The sequence below is a fragment of the Paraburkholderia sediminicola genome (assembly GCF_046030555.1).
Taxonomy (GTDB): domain Bacteria; phylum Pseudomonadota; class Gammaproteobacteria; order Burkholderiales; family Burkholderiaceae; genus Paraburkholderia; species Paraburkholderia sediminicola_E.
Genome location: NZ_JAQQCH010000034.1, coordinates 39,257 through 58,413, shown reverse-complemented (window position 1 = coordinate 58,413; position 19,157 = coordinate 39,257). Strand labels below are relative to the sequence as shown.

The 19,157-nt window shown below is 62.9% G+C and carries 15 protein-coding genes; all 15 read right to left on the bottom strand.

Annotated features, from left to right (window positions below; all coding sequences use genetic code 11):
• Positions 1-116: 116 nt before the first annotated feature.
• Positions 117-1,139 carry an XdhC family protein gene (locus PQQ52_RS31595; RefSeq protein WP_408220441.1) on the bottom strand — a complete coding sequence of 341 codons (1,023 nt, stop codon included), beginning with the start codon at positions 1,137-1,139 and terminating at the stop codon, positions 117-119.
• The gene (locus tag PQQ52_RS31590) at positions 1,112-1,708 is read right to left on the bottom strand and encodes an SRPBCC family protein (RefSeq protein WP_408220439.1); all 597 of its coding nucleotides are present in this window, start codon (positions 1,706-1,708) and stop codon (positions 1,112-1,114) included. The genes PQQ52_RS31595 and PQQ52_RS31590 overlap by 28 nt, the downstream gene beginning before the upstream one ends.
• Complete coding sequence (locus PQQ52_RS31585) at positions 1,699-2,952, bottom strand: vWA domain-containing protein (protein WP_408220453.1); 1,254 nt, start codon at positions 2,950-2,952, stop codon at positions 1,699-1,701. Before PQQ52_RS31585 ends, PQQ52_RS31590 begins: the two co-directional genes overlap by 10 nt.
• A gap of 38 nt (positions 2,953-2,990) precedes the next feature.
• Complete coding sequence (locus tag PQQ52_RS31580) at positions 2,991-3,878, bottom strand: AAA family ATPase (protein WP_408220437.1); 888 nt, start codon at positions 3,876-3,878, stop codon at positions 2,991-2,993.
• Between the two features lie 247 nt (positions 3,879-4,125).
• On the bottom strand, positions 4,126-4,923 hold the full coding sequence (locus PQQ52_RS31575; protein ID WP_408220435.1) for an FAD binding domain-containing protein: 798 nt from the start codon (positions 4,921-4,923) through the stop codon (positions 4,126-4,128).
• Positions 4,924-4,945: 22 nt separating this feature from the next.
• On the bottom strand, positions 4,946-7,327 hold the full coding sequence (locus PQQ52_RS31570) for a xanthine dehydrogenase family protein molybdopterin-binding subunit (protein WP_408220433.1): 2,382 nt from the start codon (positions 7,325-7,327) through the stop codon (positions 4,946-4,948).
• A gap of 10 nt (positions 7,328-7,337) precedes the next feature.
• Complete coding sequence (locus tag PQQ52_RS31565) at positions 7,338-7,856, bottom strand: (2Fe-2S)-binding protein (protein WP_408220431.1); 519 nt, start codon at positions 7,854-7,856, stop codon at positions 7,338-7,340.
• A gap of 1,224 nt (positions 7,857-9,080) precedes the next feature.
• Positions 9,081-10,472 carry a branched-chain amino acid transporter BcaP gene (gene bcaP / locus PQQ52_RS31560; protein WP_408220429.1) on the bottom strand — a complete coding sequence of 464 codons (1,392 nt, stop codon included), beginning with the start codon at positions 10,470-10,472 and terminating at the stop codon, positions 9,081-9,083.
• Between the two features lie 143 nt (positions 10,473-10,615).
• On the bottom strand, positions 10,616-11,272 hold the full coding sequence (rqpR, locus tag PQQ52_RS31555; protein ID WP_325044702.1) for a response regulator transcription factor RqpR: 657 nt from the start codon (positions 11,270-11,272) through the stop codon (positions 10,616-10,618).
• 10 nt (positions 11,273-11,282) lie between these two features.
• Positions 11,283-12,119, bottom strand: a complete 837-nt coding sequence (locus PQQ52_RS31550) for a sensor histidine kinase (protein ID WP_408220427.1) — start codon at positions 12,117-12,119, stop codon at positions 11,283-11,285.
• A 430-nt stretch (positions 12,120-12,549) separates the two neighbouring features.
• Positions 12,550-13,320, bottom strand: coding sequence for a ferredoxin--NADP reductase (locus PQQ52_RS31545; RefSeq protein ID WP_153134273.1), 771 nt, complete (start codon positions 13,318-13,320; stop codon positions 12,550-12,552).
• A 757-nt stretch (positions 13,321-14,077) separates the two neighbouring features.
• The gene (locus PQQ52_RS31540) at positions 14,078-15,037 is read right to left on the bottom strand and encodes an ABC transporter permease (RefSeq protein WP_408220425.1); all 960 of its coding nucleotides are present in this window, start codon (positions 15,035-15,037) and stop codon (positions 14,078-14,080) included.
• A 29-nt stretch (positions 15,038-15,066) separates the two neighbouring features.
• Positions 15,067-16,044 (bottom strand): ABC transporter permease, encoded by a 978-nt coding sequence (locus tag PQQ52_RS31535; RefSeq protein ID WP_175052177.1) that lies wholly within the window; start codon positions 16,042-16,044, stop codon positions 15,067-15,069.
• Between the two features lie 40 nt (positions 16,045-16,084).
• The gene (locus tag PQQ52_RS31530) at positions 16,085-17,650 is read right to left on the bottom strand and encodes a sugar ABC transporter ATP-binding protein (protein WP_408220451.1); all 1,566 of its coding nucleotides are present in this window, start codon (positions 17,648-17,650) and stop codon (positions 16,085-16,087) included.
• 400 nt (positions 17,651-18,050) lie between these two features.
• Positions 18,051-19,070: an ABC transporter substrate-binding protein gene (locus PQQ52_RS31525; RefSeq protein WP_408220424.1), complete on the bottom strand. Its 1,020-nt coding sequence runs from the start codon at positions 19,068-19,070 to the stop codon at positions 18,051-18,053.
• Positions 19,071-19,157 lie beyond the last annotated feature (87 nt).

Here is a 19,157-nt window from a genome sequence, read left to right as displayed (position 1 = left end):
GCAAAGAGAAGTAAGTGCCTGCCCCGCACAGGGGCGACGCTAATAAACCAATAACAAAACAAGGCAAGGCCAACGCCACAGGCAAACAGACAAGCGCCGCGCAGGCAAAAAAACGACTAAACACTACAAGCAGCACCCCCCGAAGCCGCTATCTCCCGCGCGGCCTTAGCGCCTTCAACCTGCAACAAAGTCGGCAATGAAACACCATTCTTAGCCGCCGTCACCTCGGCGAGAATAGAAACCGCGATCTCAGGCGGCGTCCGGCTGCCAATATAAATCCCAACCGGCCCATGCAGCCGGGCCAACTCGGTATCGTTCAGATCGAACTCTTTCAACCGCTCGCGCCGCGCCTGATTATTCCTTCTTGACCCCAAAGCGCCGACATAAAACGCCGGTGTCTTCAACGCTTCCATCAGCGCGAGATCGTCAAGCTTCGGATCGTGCGTCAGCGCAATCACCGCACACCGTTCGTCGAGCTTCATTTCGATCACCGTATCGTCCGGCATCGTCCGCACGATCTTCGTGCCGGGAATGTTCCACTCCTCGGTGTACTCCTCGCGTGGATCGCACACGGTGACCTGATAATCGAGGCCGACAGCGATGTTGCACAGATAACGCGACAACTGCCCCGCGCCGATCACCAGCATCCGGTAACGCGGGCCGTGAATCGTCAGCAGACGCTCGCCGTCGAAATGCACGCCGTCCGTCGCCAGCGCCGTATCGAGCCGTACCGCGCCCGTCACCATGTCAACTTCGCGTGCCACCAGACGGCCGTCCTCCACCGCATTGCACAGATCGGCAATGCCGCTTTGCGGCGTCAAAGGCTCCAACACCAACTGAATCGTGCCGCCGCACGGCAGGCCGAAGCGATGCGCTTCCTCCGCCGTGATGCCGTACTTCACCGCCTCCGGGCGTGTCTGCTCAATACCCTTTTGCCGCACGCGGTCGATCAGATCGTCTTCGATGCAGCCACCCGATACCGAACCCACCACCAGTCCATCGTCACGCACCGCGAGCATCGCGCCCTCGGGACGCGGCGACGACCCCCACGTCTTCACCACCGTCACCAGTAGCGCGCGATGTCCCTCTTCCAGCCAACGTGCGCTGGACTTCAGGACTTCGAGATCCACGCTGTCCATGATTTCTTCCTTTTCGTTCCGTCACCGCCGGACTCAGTGTCCGTGGCCTCATTCGATTCTGTATTTTGCGCCGCCGTTTCGGCGGCTGCAGTGTCCCCGCTGTCCGGGGATGTTGCGCCGTCAGCGTCCCCGCCGACCTGCGCGCCGAAGCGCTTGAAAAATTCGCCCGCAATTTTACGCGCCGCGCCGTCGACCAGCCGGGAACCAATCTGCGCCAGCTTGCCGCCGACCTGTGCCGTTGCCGTGTATGTGAGCTTCGTCGCGGCGTCGCCTTCGGGTTCGAGCGTGACGTGCGTATTACCCTTGCCGAAGCCTGCCGCGCCACCCTGGCCTTCGAAAACGATGGTGTACGTGTTCGGCGCATCGATGTCGGTCAGCAGCATACGCCCTTTGAAGCGCGCCTTCACCGGACCGACCGATGCGCTCAGCACCACCGCGTACGCATTTTCGCCATCCGGATCGATGCTCTCGCAGCCGGGAATGCACGCGCGCAGGATCTCAGTATCGTTCAGGGCATCCCAGGCACGCTGCTGCGAAACCGGCAGCGTATGGGTTTCACTCAATTCCATGGCGTTGCTCCTGCGGTTGTCCTGGCGGATACGGCGGGACGAGGCGCGCGCGTGAGTTGCGCGAGATCGCGGCCGAATGCTGTCAGACTGTCCAGATTATGAACCGGACGATGCGCGTCGACATACGGCAGGATCGCCTGCACGCCACGCGCCTTCGGTGAAAAACCGCTGAAACGCAACAGCGGGTTGAGCCACACGATACGGTGTGCGAAGCGGCGCAGGCGAGCCATTTCGGCGTCGAGCACGTCGATCGCTTCGTGATCGAGGCCGTCGGTGACGAGCAGCACCGTGGCCCTGCCGGTGAGCACGCGGCGTGCCCAGCGTCGGTTGAATTCGGCAAGCGCTGCGCCGATCCGTGTGCCGCCTGACCAGTCGACCACCTGATCGGTGAGCGCCGCGATCGCCACGTCGGGATCGCGTTTGCGCAGCGCGCGCGTCGCATTGGTCAGGCGCGTGCCGAAAAGGAACACCTGCAGGCGCTCGCGCGATTGCAAAAGCGCGTGGCAGAAGTACAGCACCGCGCGTGAATAACTGCTCATCGAGCCGGATATGTCGAGCAGCAATACCAGCGGTGGTTTGCGCTCGACGGCCGCGCGAAACTTCCACACCGTCCAGTCGCCGCCCGCCCGCACCGCTTGCCGTGCGCTCGCGCGCAAGTCGGCATGCGTGCCGTGCGATGCAGCCTTCAGGCGGCGCGTCGGTTCGGTGGCGAGCGGCAGACGCTGACCGCGGATCAGATGCCGCAATGTGCGCCATTCATCAGCGGAAAGCGTCTCGAAATCGCGATGACGCAGCCGCTCTTCAGCACTGAAAGTGACGTGGGCGTGCAGTTCATGTTGTTCCGTTTCCTGCGGCGTTTTGTTGTGCGGCGAGGGTGGCGTACGCACGGCAAGCGCGTCGGCGAGACGGTTGTTGCGTTTAGGTGGCGGCAGTCCATCGCGGACTTTCGGCAGCAGCAGCGCGCGCAGCTTGCCTTCCCAATCCGGGTCGCGCCAGAACAGATCGAAGGCGGCGTTGAAGAGGTCGCGTTCGTCCGGCGCGGAGACCAACAGCGTAGCGAGCGCCGCGCGGACATCGTCGCGCCGGCCGAGATCGATCCAGTGCAGCGCGGCGAGCGCATCGACTGCTTGTGCCGGCGACATCGGCAAGCCCGCGCCGCGCAGCAAGCGCACAAAGTGCACGACGTTGCGGGCCAACGTGGGTATATCGATCGGCGCAGCCGATGTGTCGATGGATGCAGGCATTGAGCGTGCGCTTGCGGCCGTTTTCTTTTCCATCGCCGCTATCCCGGCGTCGCGAGACATTGCGCGATCTGCGCGGCGTCGACGCGTGCGAGATCGTCCTGATACTTGAGCAGCACACCCAGGGTGTTGTGTACCGATTGCGGATCGAGTTCAGTCACCGACAGCGCTTCCAACGCGCGGCACCAGTCGATCGTTTCGGCGATGCCGGGCGCCTTGAACAGATCCATGCCACGCAGCCGATGCACGAAATCGACCGCGCGCCGTTGCAATTCCGCCGATGTTTGCGGCGCCCGCGCGGCGACGATTTCCAGTTCACGATCGCGCTCGGGATAGCCGATCCATTGATACAGGCAGCGGCGTTTCAATGCGTCGTGTACTTCGCGCGTCCGGTTCGACGTCATCACGACGAGCGGTGGCTGTGCCGCGCGCACCGTGCCGTACTCGGGAATCGAAACCTGGAAATCCGAAAGCAGCTCCAGCAGGAAAGCCTCGAACGGTTCGTCAGCGCGATCGATTTCGTCGATCAACAGCACGCGCCGCACGCCCGGATGATTCTCGTCAGGCATCAACGCTTGCAGCAACGGACGCTTCAGCAGGAATTCGCTGCGATACAGTGTGTCGTTGCCAGGCCGCTCGCCGGCGGCTTCGGCCAGACGCAGTGCCATGATCTGGCGCGGGTAGTCCCATTCGTAGAGCGCGCTGGCGGTGTCGAGTCCTTCGTAGCATTGCAGCCGCAGCATCGAGGTGCCGAGCATGCCCGCAGCGGCTTTGGCGAGTTCGGTCTTGCCGACGCCCGGTTCGCCCTCGACGAACAACGGCCGCTCCATGCGCAGTGCGAGATACAACGCAGTCGCGAGTTCGCGGCTGGCGAAGTAGCTTTGGGCGGCGAGTTGCGCGAGAGTGTCGTCGATTGAAGCAGGCTGCATAGCGTTCCTGAATCTGCACGGTGAAGAGCAAAACGTCCGGCCGCGAAACGTTGCGGCCGTGCCGATACGCGGCGGTGCGCGCTGTGGCAAGGCGCCGGGTCGAGCGGCGTCGCGGCGGTCTCACGCTTTGCTCTATCTTCCGAAGAACGGAGCGAATCAGGACGAGCGAGTGTCGCGCCAAACCGCCTGCGTGGTCAGCACGGCTGACGCGCCACGCAAACGCAAGCCACGTCAGCCGCAAGAGCCGCTATCCGTTCGCCTTCGTCACAGCTCGCGCGGCCAGCACCGGAATCAGATGCGCGCGATATTCGGCGCTCGCGTGCATATCGGTGTTCAGGTCGGCGTCGGACACGGCTACCGCTCGCGCGGCATCAGGCGTGAAATTCGCCGATAGCGCGCTTTCCAGCTCCGGCACACGAAATACCGAAGACGCCGCACCGGTCACCGCAACGCGCACGCCGCTCGCGACCTTCGCGACGAACACGCCGACCAGCGCAAAGTGCGACGCCGGATTGCGGAATTTCTCGTAGCCGGCGCGCTCGGGTACGGGAAACTCGACGGCCACGATCAGCTCGTCGGGCGCCAACGCAGTCTCATACATGCCGACGAAGAAATCGCTCGACGAAATCCGTCGCCGATCGGTGACGATGGTCGCGTCCAAGGCCATCGCCGCAGCCGGATAGCAGGCGGCCGGATCGTTGTTCGCGAGCGAGCCGCCGATGGTGCCGAGCGCGCGCACCTGGCGATCGCCGATGTGTCCGGCGAGGTCCGCGAGCGCTGGCAGCACGCGCCGAACTTCGGCGTGATCAGCAACGTCCGCGTGACAGACGGCGGCGCCGATGGTCACCTTGCCGGCGTCGACCGTGATCGACTTGAGCGCTGGAATCCGCGTCACGTCGATCAGTTGCGACGGCTGTGCGAGCCGCAGACGCATGGTCGGCAGCAGGCTTTGTCCGCCGGCGAGAAATTTTGCATCGCTGTCGCCGGCGATGGCTGCGGCGGCCGCTTTCGGATCCGTCGCGCGTTGATACTCGAATGAATACATGTCGAATGCTCCGCTCAGGATATCAGTGGGGTTGCTTGGCCGCGTGAATCGCGGACCACACGCGATGCGGCGTCGCCGGCATTTGCAGGTCGGTCACGCCGAGCGGCGCGAGCGCGTCGAGGATCGCGTTGATCACCGCCGGTGGAGAGCCGATCGCGCCTGCCTCGCCGCAGCCTTTCACACCGAGTGGATTGTGTGTGCACGGCGTGCCCTTCACGGTTTCGACGGTGAAGTTCGGAAAATCGGACGCATGCGGCATCGCGTAGTCCATGTAAGAGCCTGACAGCAACTGGCCGCTTTCGTTGTCGTACACGCAGCGCTCCAGCATGGCCTGCCCGATGCCCTGAGCGAGTCCGCCATGCACCTGGCCTTCGACGATCATCGGATTGATCACGTTGCCGAAATCGTCGACCGCGGTGAACTGCTGGATGCGGCAGACGCCCGTATCTGGATCGACCTCGATCTCGCAGATGTACGCACCGGACGGGTAAGTGAAATTGGTCGGATCATAGAACGCGCTTTCTTCGAGACCGGGTTCGAGCACGTCGAGCGGATAGTTGTGCGGCACGTAGGCGGCGAGCGAGATGTCGGCGAACGCCTTGGTGCGGTCGGTGCCCGCGACGCGGAACACGCCGTCCTTGAACTCGATGTCTTCCGCCGCGGCTTCGAGCAGATGGGCGGCGATTTTCTTCGCCTTGGTTTCGATCTTGTCGAGCGCCTTCATGATCGCCGAGCCGCCGACCGCGATCGAGCGCGAGCCGTACGTGCCCATGCCGAACGGAATGCGACCGGTGTCGCCGTGAACGACTTCGACGCTTTCCAGCGCAATGCCGAGGCGATCGGCGACGACTTGCGCGAAGGTTGTCTCATGCCCCTGGCCGTGACTGTGCGAGCCGGTGAACACGGTGACGGAACCCGTTGGATGAACGCGAATCTGGCCGACTTCAAAGAGCCCAGCTCGTGCACCGAGGGCACCGGCGATGTTCGACGGCGCCAGACCGCACGCTTCGATGTAGCACGAGTAGCCGAGGCCGCGCCGCTTGCCGTTCTTCTCGGATTCTTGCCGGCGCGCCTCGAAGCCTTTCACGTCGGCGAGTTCGAGTGAGCGATTCAGGATGGTGTCGTAATCGCCGGTATCGTAGGTGAGGCCCACGGGCGTCGCGTACGGAAACTTACGGATGAAATTGCGGCGGCGGATTTCTGCGGGATCGAGCTTCATCTCACGTGCAGCCGTTTCGACCAGACGCTCGACCACGTACGTTGCTTCGGGACGGCCCGCGCCGCGGTAGGCATCGACTGGCACGGTATTGGTGAAGACCGCTTTCACCTCGGCGTAGATGGCGGGCGTTGCGTACTGGCCAGCGAGCAGCGTCGCGTACAGGATGGTCGGCACGCTCGACGCGAAGGTCGACAGATACGCGCCCATGTTGGCGATCGTATGAACGCGCATTGCGAGGAACTTGCCGTCGGCATCCAATGCCAGTTCGGCTTTGGTGACGTGATCGCGACCGTGCGCGTCCGAGACAAATGCTTCCGAGCGCTCGGCGGTCCATTTGATCGGACGGCGAATCTTCTTCGATGCCCACGTCAGCGCGACGTCTTCGGCGTACAGGAAAATTTTCGAACCGAAGCCACCGCCGACGTCCGGCGCGATGACGCGCAGTTTCGATTCCGGCAGCGATAGCACGAAGGCGGCCATCAATAGACGCTCCACGTGCGGATTCTGGTTCGCGACGTAGAGGGTGTAGCTCTCGTCCTGCACCGAATAGCTCGCGTTGACCGCGCGCGGTTCGATCGCGTTCGGAATCAGGCGGTTATTGACGATGTCGAGCGTGGTGACGTGCGCAGCTTTGGCGAAGGCGGCGTCGGTCGCGGCTTTGTCGCCGTGGCCCCAGTTGTAGCAGACGTTGTCCGGCACTTCGTCGTGAACCGCGGCCTGGCCCGGATCGGCTGCGTGCGCGGTGTCGACCGTGGCCGGCAGTACGTCGTAATCGACTTCGATCAGTTCGGCCGCGTCTTTCGCGGCCTTGATCGAATCGGCGATGACCAGCGCGACCTGATCGCCGACGTGGCGTACCTTCGTGTGCGCGATGATTGGATGCGGCGGCTCGTTCATCGGCTTGCCGTCGGTGCTGTGGATCAGCCAGCCGCACGGCAGGCCGCCGACGTTGTCAGCGGCCATGTCCGCGCCGGTGAAAATCGCGACGACGCCGGGCGACTGTTTGGCCGCGGCGGTGTCGATGCTGTTGATTTTTGCGTGCGCGTGTGGCGAGCGCAGGAATACCGCGTAGGTTTGCTGCGGCAGGACGATGTCATCGGTGTACTGACCGTTGCCGGTGAGGAACCGATAGTCTTCCTTACGTTCGACGGATGCGCCGATAAGGTGGGTGTCGGGTGCGTTCATCGTCGTCTCCTCAGGCGGTGGCTTGGGCGGTGGCCGGCGCATTGGCTTGGGCCGTGCCGGAGGACTTCATGCCTTCAGCGCCTTCGAGCACTGCTTTGACGATGTTGTGATATCCCGTACAGCGGCAGAGATTGCCGTCGAGCTGGGCACGCACGTCGTCACCGGTGAGATTGGGCTGACGCTCGACGAGCGAGACCGCGCTCATCACCATGCCTGGCGTACAGAAACCGCACTGCAGGCCGTGGCAGTGTTTGAAGGCGGCTTGCATTGGGTGCAGGGCGCCGTCTTTGGCGAGCCCTTCGATGGTGGTGATGTCCGCGCCTTCGGCTTGCACCGCGAGAATGTTGCAGGACTTGATCGCGCGGCCGTTCAGGTGGACCGTACACGCGCCGCACTGAGCGGTATCGCAGCCGATATGCGTTCCCGTGAGGCGAAGTTGATCGCGAAGGAACTGGACAAGCAGGGTGCTCGGGTCGATTGAGGCGCTGATGGGCGCGCCGTTCACCGTCAGACTGATGCTGATCGCCATGAAGTTGTCTCCTTGTGGGGTGAGACCGGACCTTTGTTTTTTCCTGCCTTCAGCTGCCTGTTCGTGGGGTCCGATGAGGGTGAGGCGGTTTTTCGCTTTTTTATGGGTCTGCCGAAAAGTAAAGCACAAATTGCTTGGGTGCGCTATTGGGTTGTGTGCCTGCGGCGCTTGGTTTTGGTTGTTTCCCTACGGCGTTGGGTTTTGTCTGGTTTGTTTGCCTGACGGCGCCTGTTCGTTTGTGCGCCTGCGGTGTTGGGTTTTTCTTGATCTGTTTGCCTGCGCGGCGCTTGTTTGTCTGCGTTTTTATGGCGTTGGCCTTTCCTTGTTTTGTTATTGGTTTATTAGCGTCGCCCCTGTGCGGGGCAGGCACTTACTTCTCTTTGCCGCCGCAAAGAGAAGTAAGCAAGAGAAAGCGGCTCACACCGCTAATTCTTAAGCGGGTCCCCCGCACAGCCACGGTAGTGGTACATCTGGAATCCGTGCCCTCGCACATTCGGCGTCAGTGACACAGGGCTCATCAGCTCCCACTCCGCACTGCGTGCGTTGCGGATGGGTCTGCCAGGAGAATCCGGGCTTCGTTTGAGCGTGGGTGCCCTCTGCTTCGCCTCGGCGCGGACGGGGCTGCGTACGAAGCCAAGGGCTTCGTTAGTGCACGGTGGGGCTGTCGGCTTTGCCGCGGCGAAGTGACAAAAGATATCTGTTTCGGGAAGTGCCAGCGGGCGCCTCAAGCGACTGATAAGTCGCGACAGCGTATGCCGGGATGAATTCGCACTTCGAAATGACGCGCCGGTGCACGGCGGGAACGCGGGGGATGCAACGGTGAGCCGCGGCGTCGAGAGAGTCACGCGCGCAAAACGAGCAGATGTTCTGTGAAATACGCGTCGGCGCGCGCAGCGCCGCCGGAAGTATGACGCCCTTGTCACGAACGTCGAATGTGCGAGAACACAGATTCCAGATGCGCCACTATCCCCTCCAAGCCAGGGGACCCGCTTGAGAATTAGCGGTTTGAGCCGCTTTCTCTTGCTTACTTCTCTTTGCGGCGGTGGCAAAGAGAAGTAAGTGCCTGCCCCGCACAGGGGCGACGCTAATAAACCAATAACAAAACAAGGAAAGGCCAACGCCACAGGCCAACAGACAATGAGCGCCCCGCAGGCAAACAAATCAAGCAAAGCCCAACGCCATAGGCACTCAACAAGCGCCGCAGGCAAAAAAAACCTCAAATTCTCAGTCGGCCAACCTGGAATGCCGCCGCGAATACCCAAAATAAATAACCATCCCAATGAGCAACCAGACCACAAACGCCACCCAGGTCACAGCCTTAAGATTGATCATCAAAAACAGACAGGACGCGACAGCCAACACCGGCACCGCCGGCACACCAGGGCACCGAAACGCCCGCGGCAACTCGGGATGCGTCTTCCGCAAAACGAGAACCGCAATCGACACCATCGAAAACGCAGCCAGTGTGCCGATATTGATCAGCTCAGCCAGCACATTCAACGGCACCAGTGCGCCAATCAACCCGAAGAAAATCCCCACCAGCCACGTCGTAAAAAACGGCGTAGCAAACTTCGGATGCAAACGGGAAAGCCGTGCAGGCAACAAGCCATCCCGTGACATCGCGAAAATCACGCGCGTCTGCCCATAAGCCATTACCAGAATGACCGTCAGCATGCCCAGCACGGCGCCAAGGTCGATAAAGCCCGCCACCCACTTTTCACCCACTACCTGCAACGCGTAAGACACGGGATGCGAGATATTCGCAAACTGCGCCGAGGGCACGATACCGGTGACCACAGCGGCCACAGCAACGTACAGCACCGCGCATACGCCCAGCGACGCAATGATCCCAATCGGCAGATCGCGCTTCGGATCCTTCACCTCTTCCGCGGCGGACGACACCGAATCGAAACCAATGAACGCGAAGAACATCACCGCCGCCGCGCCGAATACGCCATTCCAGCCGTTCGGCATGAACGGATGCCAGTTCGCCGGCGTCACGTGGAACACGCCCACCCCGATCACCAGTAGCACCACGGTCACCTTGATCGCCACCATGATGTTGTTGATCCGCGCGGATTCACGCACGCCGAGCGACAACAGCGCCGTGATCGCCATCATGACGAGAAAGGCGGGCAGATTGAACCATGTCTCGTGCCCTGGCAAGGCACCCGGCGCCGCCGTCAGCGCGACGGGCAGGCTCACGCCGAAACCCGACAGCAGCGATTGCAGATAGCCCGACCAGCCGACCGACACGGCTGACGTGGCCAGCCCATATTCGAGCATCAAGTCCCAGCCGATGATCCATGCGGCCAGTTCGCCGAGCGTGGCGTACGAATACGCGTAGATGGATCCCGCGACCGGAATCGTCGAGGCGAACTCGGCATAAGCGAGCGCGGCGAAGCCGCAGGCAATCGCCGCGATCAGGAAGGAGACCATCAGCGCCGGGCCGGCCTGAACGGCGCCCGTGCCGGTCAGCACGAAAATGCCGGTGCCGATAATGGCGCCAACGCCGAGGAAAGTCAGATCGAGCGCGCCGAGCGCTTTCTTCAAGCCGGCGTTCTGGGCGCTCGCGGCGATCATGTGCTCGACGCTCTTCTTGCGAAACAGGGACATTGGCGGTGGGTCTCCAGTTGTGCACGCATTTTGCGCGCCGAATGTCGGGAAACCCACGATTTTAACGGATGCGTGCCGCCGCACTATTTTGAGAAGGTGTCGCAGGCAATCGCATGCTAATCAGCGATTGCAGCAAGAAAATGTCAGCCGGCCATCGCCGGATTCAGATCGACGAGGCGGTTGCTCATCACATAGAAAGTCAGCTCGGCGTTATTGCGCAGCTTCATTTTCTCGAGCAGTCGCGTGCGGTACACGCTGACCGTTTTCACCGATAACGATAGCGTCATGGCGATATCCGTCAGCCGCTTGCCGGACGCGAGCATGCATAGCGTCTGGTATTCGCGGTCCGAGAGCTTTTCGTGCGGCAATTGTTCGCCGTCGAAGGAAACATAGTCCGCCAGCGCTTCAGCCATGGCCGGGCTGACGTATTTGCGGCCCGCCGCGACCTGCTGGATCGCGCCGATCATCTGCGCGGCGTCGACCGTCTTCGACAGGTAGCCGGCGGCGCCGGCCTTCAGCGCGCGCACGGCGTACTGGTCCTCGCGGTACATCGAGAACATCAGCACGGCCACGCGCGGCGCTTTGCGCTTCAGGCGCTTGAGCACTTCGACGCCATTCATGTCGGGCAGTGAAATGTCGAGCAGCACCACGTCGTAGCTGTGTTGGGCGACGGCCTCGAGCGCTTCAGCGCCGCTTTGCGCCTCGGTGACTTCGCGCGCCACGCCGCGGTCGAGCAGCAACTGGCGGACGCCCTGGCGAACCACCGCGTGGTCGTCGGTGAGCAGGATGCGCAGACTCATGCTGGCGTGCTCACGATTGCAGCGCGCGCCGCTCGGCGCCTGGTGCGCTCGCCAGCATCGCGTCCCACGCGAAGCGTGCACACAAGAGCGTGCCACGCGGCGCTTTGCCACCGTCGCCGCATGGTGAGCCGACCCGCCGGGCGCTGACCCGCAGCGTGCCGTCGAAGGCGGCGCAGCGCGCCTGCATGCCGCTCAGGCCGAAGTGGCCGCGCCGGCTACGGGCGTTGCGCGTCACGCCGATGCCGTCGTCGCTGACGATCAGCGTCAGGTGACGGCGGCTGGTTTCAATCCGCACGTCGGCGGATTCGGCCCGCGCGTGCTTGGCAATATTGTTCAGTGCTTCCTGGGCGACCCGGAACACGGCCAGTGCCGCATCGGTGGGCAGGCGCGTGAGCCGTACGTCGGCGGCGCAGACGAAACTCGTGCGCAGGTTCGTGCGCGCGGCGAAGTCGCCGGTCCATTGCGCCAGCGCCCCGACAATGCCCGCCTCGAGCGACGGCGCATGCAGTTCCGCAACGGCCTGGCGGCTGGCGGCGCACACGGCGTCGAGCGAACGATTCGCGACGGCGAGCGCGGCGGCACACTGCTGCGGCGCGTCGGCGGGCAGCCAGGTCTCGACACCGGCAAGGGCGAAGCGCGTCGCGGTCAGCTCGGCGCCCACGCCGTCGTGCAGTTCGCGCGCCACATGGCGGCAGGCAGCTTCCTGCGCCTGAACGAGCTCGGTAGACAGTTCGCGCACGCGGGCACGCAGCTGCGCGAGTTCGCGCTCTGCGGCGGATTGCGGCGCGGCGTGTGCAAGCGAAAGCGGAACGTGGGTGCTAAACGGGACGACAGTCGACGTATCCATGACTTTCCCTCTCAGGAAGCAGTGTGGACGGCGAAGCGGATGCGCATCGGCGGCGCGAAGACAAAAGAACGCATGCGAATCTCTGGCCTCCAGTGACGTCCGTTACGCGTTGTGCGCGACGGACAAATCGCTACGGCGTGCCGTAACGAAATTTACATTCAGTAACATGAAGCCCGTACCGCGGCTGACATGTAAACCGACCGATCGTGCGCCGCGATGATATCTCAAAAAAAGAAAAAATGCAGGCGCACCAAGGGTTAGCGCCTATATTTCATGCAATGGTTGATGTTTTTCAATCCCAGTGTTGTAGGAATAATCCTGACACCAAATGTTAAGCCGATAGCGCCGATTTGTAACTGAGTAAAAAAAGGAGCCCGAAGGCTCCTTTTTGCTGAGTACGCGGTGTCAGCCGCTAAATCTAAGCGTGCGCCTAGCCCACGAAGGCCTTTTCGACCACGTAGTGACCCGGCGCGTTGTTGCTGCCTTCCTGGAAGCCCAGGTCGTCGAGCAGCTTGCGGGTGTCGCGCAGCATATGCGGGCTGCCGCACAGCATCACGCGGTCGTCTTCAAGCGAGAAGCCTGGCACGCCGAGGTCGGCGAACAGCTTTTCGGTCTCGATCAGTTCGGTGATGCGGCCGCGGTTCTGGAACGCTTCGCGCGTGACCGTCGGGTAGTACAGCAGCTTTTCCTGCACCAGTTCGCCCAGATGCTCGTGTGCCGGCAGGTGATCCGTGATGTATTCCTTGTACGCCAGCTCGTCGACGAAACGGCAGGTGTGCGTCAGGACCACACGCTCGTAGCGATCGTAAATGTCCGGATCTTTGATGATCGACATGAACGGCGCGAGGCCCGTGCCGGTGGACAGCAGCCACAGCGTCTTGCCCGGCAGCAGGTTGTCGGCCATCAGCGTGCCGACCGGCTTCTTGCCGATCAGGACTTCATCGCCGACCTTCAGGTGCTGCAAGCGCGATGTGAGCGGGCCGTCCTGCACCTTGATGCTCAGGAATTCGAGGTGCTCTTCGTAGTTCGCGCTCGCCAGGCTGTAAGCGCGGATCAGCGGCTTACCTTCGACCTCGAGGCCCACCATCGTGAACTGACCGTTTTCGAAACGGAACGACGGATCGCGCGTGCAGGTGAAGCTGAAAAGCGTATCGGTCCAGTGATGGACGCTCAGGACTGTTTGTGAATTCAGGTTGCTCATGGCTTCTTGGATAGTGCGAAAACAAAGGCGGCCAGTCGTGTTAGCCGGCCGGCACGGCAAGGGCGATGCTGCGCTAACCCGAGGTCGGGAATCACGCGCAATCCGCTATTTTACCGCGCCCGCTGCCTGGGGGGCTGCGGCGCGGCGGTTGAGCGTGGTGAAGCGGGTACCGGACCTGGAAGCGTCGGCGCCGACGGTTGTTACGATCGGCACCGCGAAGTACGTCGGCATGGCTGCAGCCGCGCTTCAGCAAGGGTACGGCGATGGGCGAAAACCGCGCAGGGCGGCTGCCATCGGCTGTCCGGCATGCGCCGGATAGGCGCGCCGCGCGGGCAACATTTTCAGGATGATACCGAAACCCGCCGTGCGCCGCAGCATTGACCCTGCTGATAAAACTGGCAAAAACAGCGCGATCGGCGAGAAAGGTGAGGGAAGCGCAGCAGTGGGAAGGGACGTGCAGCCGCCTTTGTCCGCGCTTGTTGACTGCACTGGGTTGGTACACAAATAGCGATTAACGGACACGTGAGGTGCCGGAATCCTTGTCTGTGTAAGGGGCGCAGCCGATCACATCGCAATTACTCCGAGTGATGCCGGGAGGTGTCGGCTATCACGCTGTGCGGCGGAATTCCCTGCTACGCAAAGCGGGTCGCGCGTTGCGTTTTGAGGACACCGGCGCAATCAGCGGAAAGCGGCGATTGGCCGGATCGTCGGCATGCCGTGCCACAGTTGGCTCGCCGGTTCGCCGCTCAATTGCCGATTACGCTGCAGCAGCGACACGCTTCTTGCCGCGCTGCTTCAACACTCGCGCCTGCAGCACGATCACCAGTAGCAGGAACACCCCGCGAATCACCGATTGCCAGTACGCCGAAAGGCTGATGAACCCCAAGCCGTTTTCGAAGTTCAACAGGTTGAACACCAGTCCGAGCAGCAGCACACCGGCAATCGTCATCGCAATCGAGCCTTCGCCGCCGGTCAGCAAGGTGCCGCCGAGCACCACCGCCGAAATCGCGAACAGTTCCCAGCCGACGCCTTCGTTCGGCTGCCCGGCGCCGAACTGCGCGGCCAGGATCACACCCGCCATACCGGCGAGCAGGCCGCTCACCGCATAAGCCATCACCAGCGTGCGGTCGACGTTCAGGCCCATCAGTCGCGCCGCTTCCTCACTGCCGCCGATTGCCAGCGAATGCCGCCCGAAGCGCGTGCTGCGCAGCGCGAGCCAGCCGGCTACTGCGGCGACCACTGCCACGATCCCCGGGATCGGCAGCCCGAACAGATCGCCTTGTCCGAAGTTGCCAAAGTTCGAGTCGGCGGCAATCGATACCGCATCGTTCTTGCCGAGCAGCAGTGCGACGCCGTGCGCGCCGAGGCTGGTCGCGAGCGTCACGATGAAGGGCAGGATTTTCAGCCGCGTGATGATCAGACCGTTGAGCACGCCGACGGCCATGCCCGCCGCGCAGCCGGCGACGACGGCAACCCAGCCGCCATACACGCTGGTCAATGCGGCCACGACGCTCGAGAGAGCGGCCACCGTGCCGACCGACAAGTCGATGCCGCCTGTGATGATCACGAAGGCCATGCCGATCGAGATCAGCGCGAACATCGAGTTGTAGCGCCAGAACGAGGTGATGTTGTAGGCCGAGCCGAAATGGTCGTAGCGCACGAGGCCGAGTACGATCAGCGCGACCAGCGCAAGGAGGATAGGAAGGTTCTTTTTCATCGCATCGAGTCCGGAGTGTCCTTCAGGCGTTAGCGCGAGCGTCGCTGCACGTAAACCGCCGCGACGATGATGCCGGCCTTCACCACCAGGGCCGCCGCGTCGGGAATGCCGTGCGCGAGCAGCGTATAGCGCAGCAACTGGATGATCAGCGCGCCGATCAGCGTGCCGCCGATATACGCCTTGCCGCCTGTCAACGCCGTGCCGCCGACCGCCACCGCGGCGATCGCATCGAGTTCGACGCCGAGCCCCACCACATTCGCATCCGAAGACGAATTCACCGAGATCGAGATCAGCCCCGCCAGCCCGGCGAGCGCGGCGCACAACGTGTATGCGATCAGCTTCACAGTGGCTGTCGGTACACCGCACAGATAGGCGGCCTTTTCGTTGCCGCCGGTAATCAGCAGATACTGGCCGAACAGCGTCTTGCGCACGATCCACGCGAACAGCACGACCAGCGCGAGCATCAGCAGCACCTGGAACGGCACGCCGGCGACCTTGCCCAGCGCGATCCACTGGAAGGCGGGCGTGTTGAACGCCTGCAGGCTGCCATCGGTGACGACCTGGGCGATGCCGCGCCCGGCGATGAACAGCACCAGCGTCGCGACAATCGGCTGCACGGATAGCCTCGTCACCAGCAAGCCGTTGAAGACACCGCAAGCAGCGGCTGCCAGTACCGGCAACACGAATGCGAGCGCGATGCCGCCCGGCCCTGGAATGTTCAGGAACAGCATCGGCGCGAGCGCGCCCGAGATCGCCATCGACGCGCCCACCGACAGGTCGATGCCGCCCGTCGCCACCACCAGCGTCATGCCGATGCCGACGATCACAATCGTCACCACCTGCGTCATGTTGACGTTGAAGGTTTGCAGCGACCAGAAGTGCGGCGTGAAGATCAGGTTGAAGAGCACCATCGCGAGCAACACGATGACTTCGCGTTGCATGGCGAGATGACGCCATTTCTTCACCGTCGATGCGGCCGTGGCGCGCGGTGCGGCTGTGGCCGGCATCGACGGTGCGGTTTCGTTATGCAGCGACTCTGTGTGCAACTTAAGCGCCATGACGGTCGCCCTCCAACGCGTCTTCGATATGTGCGGTCTGGGCGGCTTCGACCAGTTGCGACTGGCCTTCACTGCCGTAGGCGATGGCGTCCATGATCGCGGTCTCGCTCATGTCGGCGCCGTTCAGTTCGGCGACCGTGCGGCCGTCGCGGATCACCACCGCGCGGTCGGCCACGGCGGTCAGTTCTTCGAGTTCGGAGGCGGACAGCAGCACAGCGAGGCCCGCGTCGCGCAGTTCGCGCACGATCTTTGCCACGTCGGCTTTAGCGCCGACGTCGATGCCGCGCGTCGGTTCGTCGAGCAGCAGCAACGACGGCTCGGCGGCGAGCCAGCGGGCGAGCAGGACCTTCTGTTGATTGCCGCCGGACAACTCGCGAATCGGCTGATCGGCCGAGCGCAGCTTGATGCCGAGCGACGCAATGAAACGGTCGACGATCGCCTGCTGCTTCTTCACGTCGACCACGCCGTTTTTCGCCAGCGTGCGCAGACAGACGAGCGTCAGGTTGTCGCGCACCGAGAGCTCGGGGACGATGCCTTCGGCTTTGCGGTCCTCGGTGAGGTAAGCGAGGCCACGCGCGATGGCGTCCTGCGGCGACTTCAACGACACCGTCTCTCCACCAATCGACAATGTGCCTTGTTCGACAGGATCGGCGCCGAACATCAGGCGCATGGTTTCGGTCCGGCCCGAGCCGAGCAGGCCCGCGAGACCGACCGCCTCGCCCGCATGCACGTCGAGCGAGACGTCGCTCACTTTCGGATGGGCGCCCAGATGCGTCGCGGCGATCGCCTGCTTGCCGCGGCGCGCGAGATTCGCTTCGCGCGTCGTGGCGTCTTCCTGCACGACGGCGGCGAGCGTGCGGCCGAGCATGGTCGTGACGAGTTGCAGTTTGTCCATCTCCGCCATCGTGCTTTGCGCGACCGTCTGGCCGTCGCGCATCACAGTGACGCGATCGCATAGCGCATACAGTTCGTCGAGCCGGTGCGAGACGAAGATCACCGCGCGGCCGTCGTCGCGCAGCTTGCGCACGACGGTGAAGAGCAGTTCCACTTCGCGTTCATCGAGCGACGAGGTGGACTCGTCCATGATGACCATCTTCGCGTCCGACGAGACGGCGCGCGCCAGCGCCACCATCTGCTGGATCGCGGTCGAATAGCGGTTGACCGGTTTCTTCACATCGATCTGCAAACCGAACGATTCGAGCAGCGCGGCGGCGCGTTGCTGCACCGCGCGCCAGTCGATCAGGCCGAAGCGGCGCGGCTCGCGGCCGAGGAAAATGTTCTCCGCCACCGAGCGGAACGGCACCAGGTTGATCTCCTGATAGATCGTGCTGATGCCGGCTTCGCGCGCCTGTTTGGGCGTGCGGAAATCGACTCCGCGGCCTTCGAAGCGCACGCTGCCCGAGCCGCGCCGATAGGCGCCGGTCAGGATCTTGATCATGGTCGATTTGCCGGCGCCGTTCTGGCCGATCAGCGCATGTACTTCTCCGGCTGCCACGCTCAGATTGGCGCTGCGCAACGCGGGTACGCCGCCGAAGCTGATGCCGATGTCCTGCATCTCAAGCAGCGGCGAACGGGTAAGGGGAGAGTGTGGCGTCTCTTTGCCGGATTCCGTCACGGGTGTCCTCCTGATGCATGTGCCGCTTCATGTGCTGCGTGCGCTGCATGCTTTGCACTTGCGAGCCGCTGTGGCCATTCGTTCGGGCTTTATAGAGGCGCGCGCCGAACCATGTTACGCCGCATAAAAGCGAAGCGACGGCCCGTGTTGCCACGAACGCGTCGCTCCGAACCCTTCCCGTCGCCCGCCCCCCGAGGAGACGGATTCGGGGCGGGGACGTCCTGCGGGCACTGCCCTCGAAGAAGCTTTCCTCGAAGTACGGAGCGCTTGGACACTCCGCTAAAGCACTGCCCTCAAGCTACACAACCGCGTGTACGACAGCGGTGGACGATCAGATCGATCAATAGCCGTACTGCATGTTCTGCTGCACGTTGCTCTTGTCGTAGAAGCGGTCGGACACCTTGACCCACGTCGGGATCTTTTCACCCTTCGCGTAGCGCTGGGCGACGTCGCAGGCGAGCGGGCCGAAGAACGGGCTCGACTGCACGCTCGCACCGAGTTCGCCGGCGGCGATCGCGTCCATGCCACCCTTGGTGCCGTCGATCGTGACGATCTGGATATCCTTGCCCGGTTGCTTGCCGGCCGCCTTGATCGCGGCGATCGCGCCGAGCGCCATCTCGTCGTTATGCGCGTAGACGGCGGTCACATCCGGATGCGCCTGCAACAGCGTCTCCATCACCTGACGGCCCTTGTCACGCGCGAAGTCACCGCTTTGCGAAGCAATGATCGTCATGCCCGGATTCTTCGCGATGACTTCGTCGAAGCCCTTCTTGCGATCGTTCGCCGCGGAGGCGCCGGTGGTGCCTTCGAGTTCGATGATCTTGGCCTTGCCGCCGGTCGCCTTGACGAGCCAGTTAGCAGCGCGATGACCCTGATCGATGAAGTCGGAGCCAATGAAGGTGATGTAGTCGCGGCCCGCCTTGGCCACCGACTGATCGACGTCGCGGTCGACCAGGATCACCGGAATGCCGGCCTTTTTGGCTTGCAGCACGATCGGCGCAAGCGGTTTTTCTTCGCGCGGGGGGAATACCAGCAGATCGACGTGCTGCGCGATCATGTTCTGGATGTCCGATACCTGCTTGGAATTCGAGCTGTTGGCGTCGGTCATGACCAACTGCCAGCCGCACTTCGCGGCGATGTCCTTGAAGCTCTTGGTTTCCGCGAGACGCCAGGGATTGTTGCTTTCGGTCTGCGCGAAGCCGACCTTCAGCGGAGTCTTGTTGGGCAGCTTCGGCAGCGCGTCGTCGGCGTGCGCCGTGGCGACGCCGAAACCGATGGCCAGAGCCAGCAGCGAACCTGCCAGCGGACGAATCTGCTGCTTGCGCACGTGCTTGCGCGACTGCGTGTTGAGCGACGCCATTGTCTTCCTCCAGTACCGGGTGAGGTGTATTTGCTTTTTAGTGTTTCTCCTGCCGACCGAGTTTTTCACTCTGACCGGACGTGCCGA

What these genes read in the sequence shown, in the direction of transcription:
- PQQ52_RS31595 (WP_408220441.1), bottom strand. Translation starts at nt 1,139, where the DNA reads ATGGACAGCGTGGATCTCGAAGTCCTGAAGTCCAGCGCACGTTGGCTG.
- PQQ52_RS31590 (WP_408220439.1), bottom strand. Translation starts at nt 1,708, where the DNA reads ATGGAATTGAGTGAAACCCATACGCTGCCGGTTTCGCAGCAGCGTGCC.
- PQQ52_RS31585 (WP_408220453.1), bottom strand. Translation starts at nt 2,952, where the DNA reads ATGCCTGCATCCATCGACACATCGGCTGCGCCGATCGATATACCCACG.
- PQQ52_RS31580 (WP_408220437.1), bottom strand. Translation starts at nt 3,878, where the DNA reads ATGCAGCCTGCTTCAATCGACGACACTCTCGCGCAACTCGCCGCCCAA.
- PQQ52_RS31575 (WP_408220435.1), bottom strand. Translation starts at nt 4,923, where the DNA reads ATGTATTCATTCGAGTATCAACGCGCGACGGATCCGAAAGCGGCCGCC.
- PQQ52_RS31570 (WP_408220433.1), bottom strand. Translation starts at nt 7,327, where the DNA reads ATGAACGCACCCGACACCCACCTTATCGGCGCATCCGTCGAACGTAAG.
- PQQ52_RS31565 (WP_408220431.1), bottom strand. Translation starts at nt 7,856, where the DNA reads ATGGCGATCAGCATCAGTCTGACGGTGAACGGCGCGCCCATCAGCGCC.
- bcaP (WP_408220429.1), bottom strand. Translation starts at nt 10,472, where the DNA reads ATGTCCCTGTTTCGCAAGAAGAGCGTCGAGCACATGATCGCCGCGAGC.
- rqpR (WP_325044702.1), bottom strand. Translation starts at nt 11,272, where the DNA reads ATGAGTCTGCGCATCCTGCTCACCGACGACCACGCGGTGGTTCGCCAG.
- PQQ52_RS31550 (WP_408220427.1), bottom strand. Translation starts at nt 12,119, where the DNA reads ATGGATACGTCGACTGTCGTCCCGTTTAGCACCCACGTTCCGCTTTCG.
- PQQ52_RS31545 (WP_153134273.1), bottom strand. Translation starts at nt 13,320, where the DNA reads ATGAGCAACCTGAATTCACAAACAGTCCTGAGCGTCCATCACTGGACC.
- PQQ52_RS31540 (WP_408220425.1), bottom strand. Translation starts at nt 15,037, where the DNA reads ATGAAAAAGAACCTTCCTATCCTCCTTGCGCTGGTCGCGCTGATCGTA.
- PQQ52_RS31535 (WP_175052177.1), bottom strand. Translation starts at nt 16,044, where the DNA reads ATGCCGGCCACAGCCGCACCGCGCGCCACGGCCGCATCGACGGTGAAG.
- PQQ52_RS31530 (WP_408220451.1), bottom strand. Translation starts at nt 17,650, where the DNA reads ATGCAGGACATCGGCATCAGCTTCGGCGGCGTACCCGCGTTGCGCAGC.
- PQQ52_RS31525 (WP_408220424.1), bottom strand. Translation starts at nt 19,070, where the DNA reads ATGGCGTCGCTCAACACGCAGTCGCGCAAGCACGTGCGCAAGCAGCAG.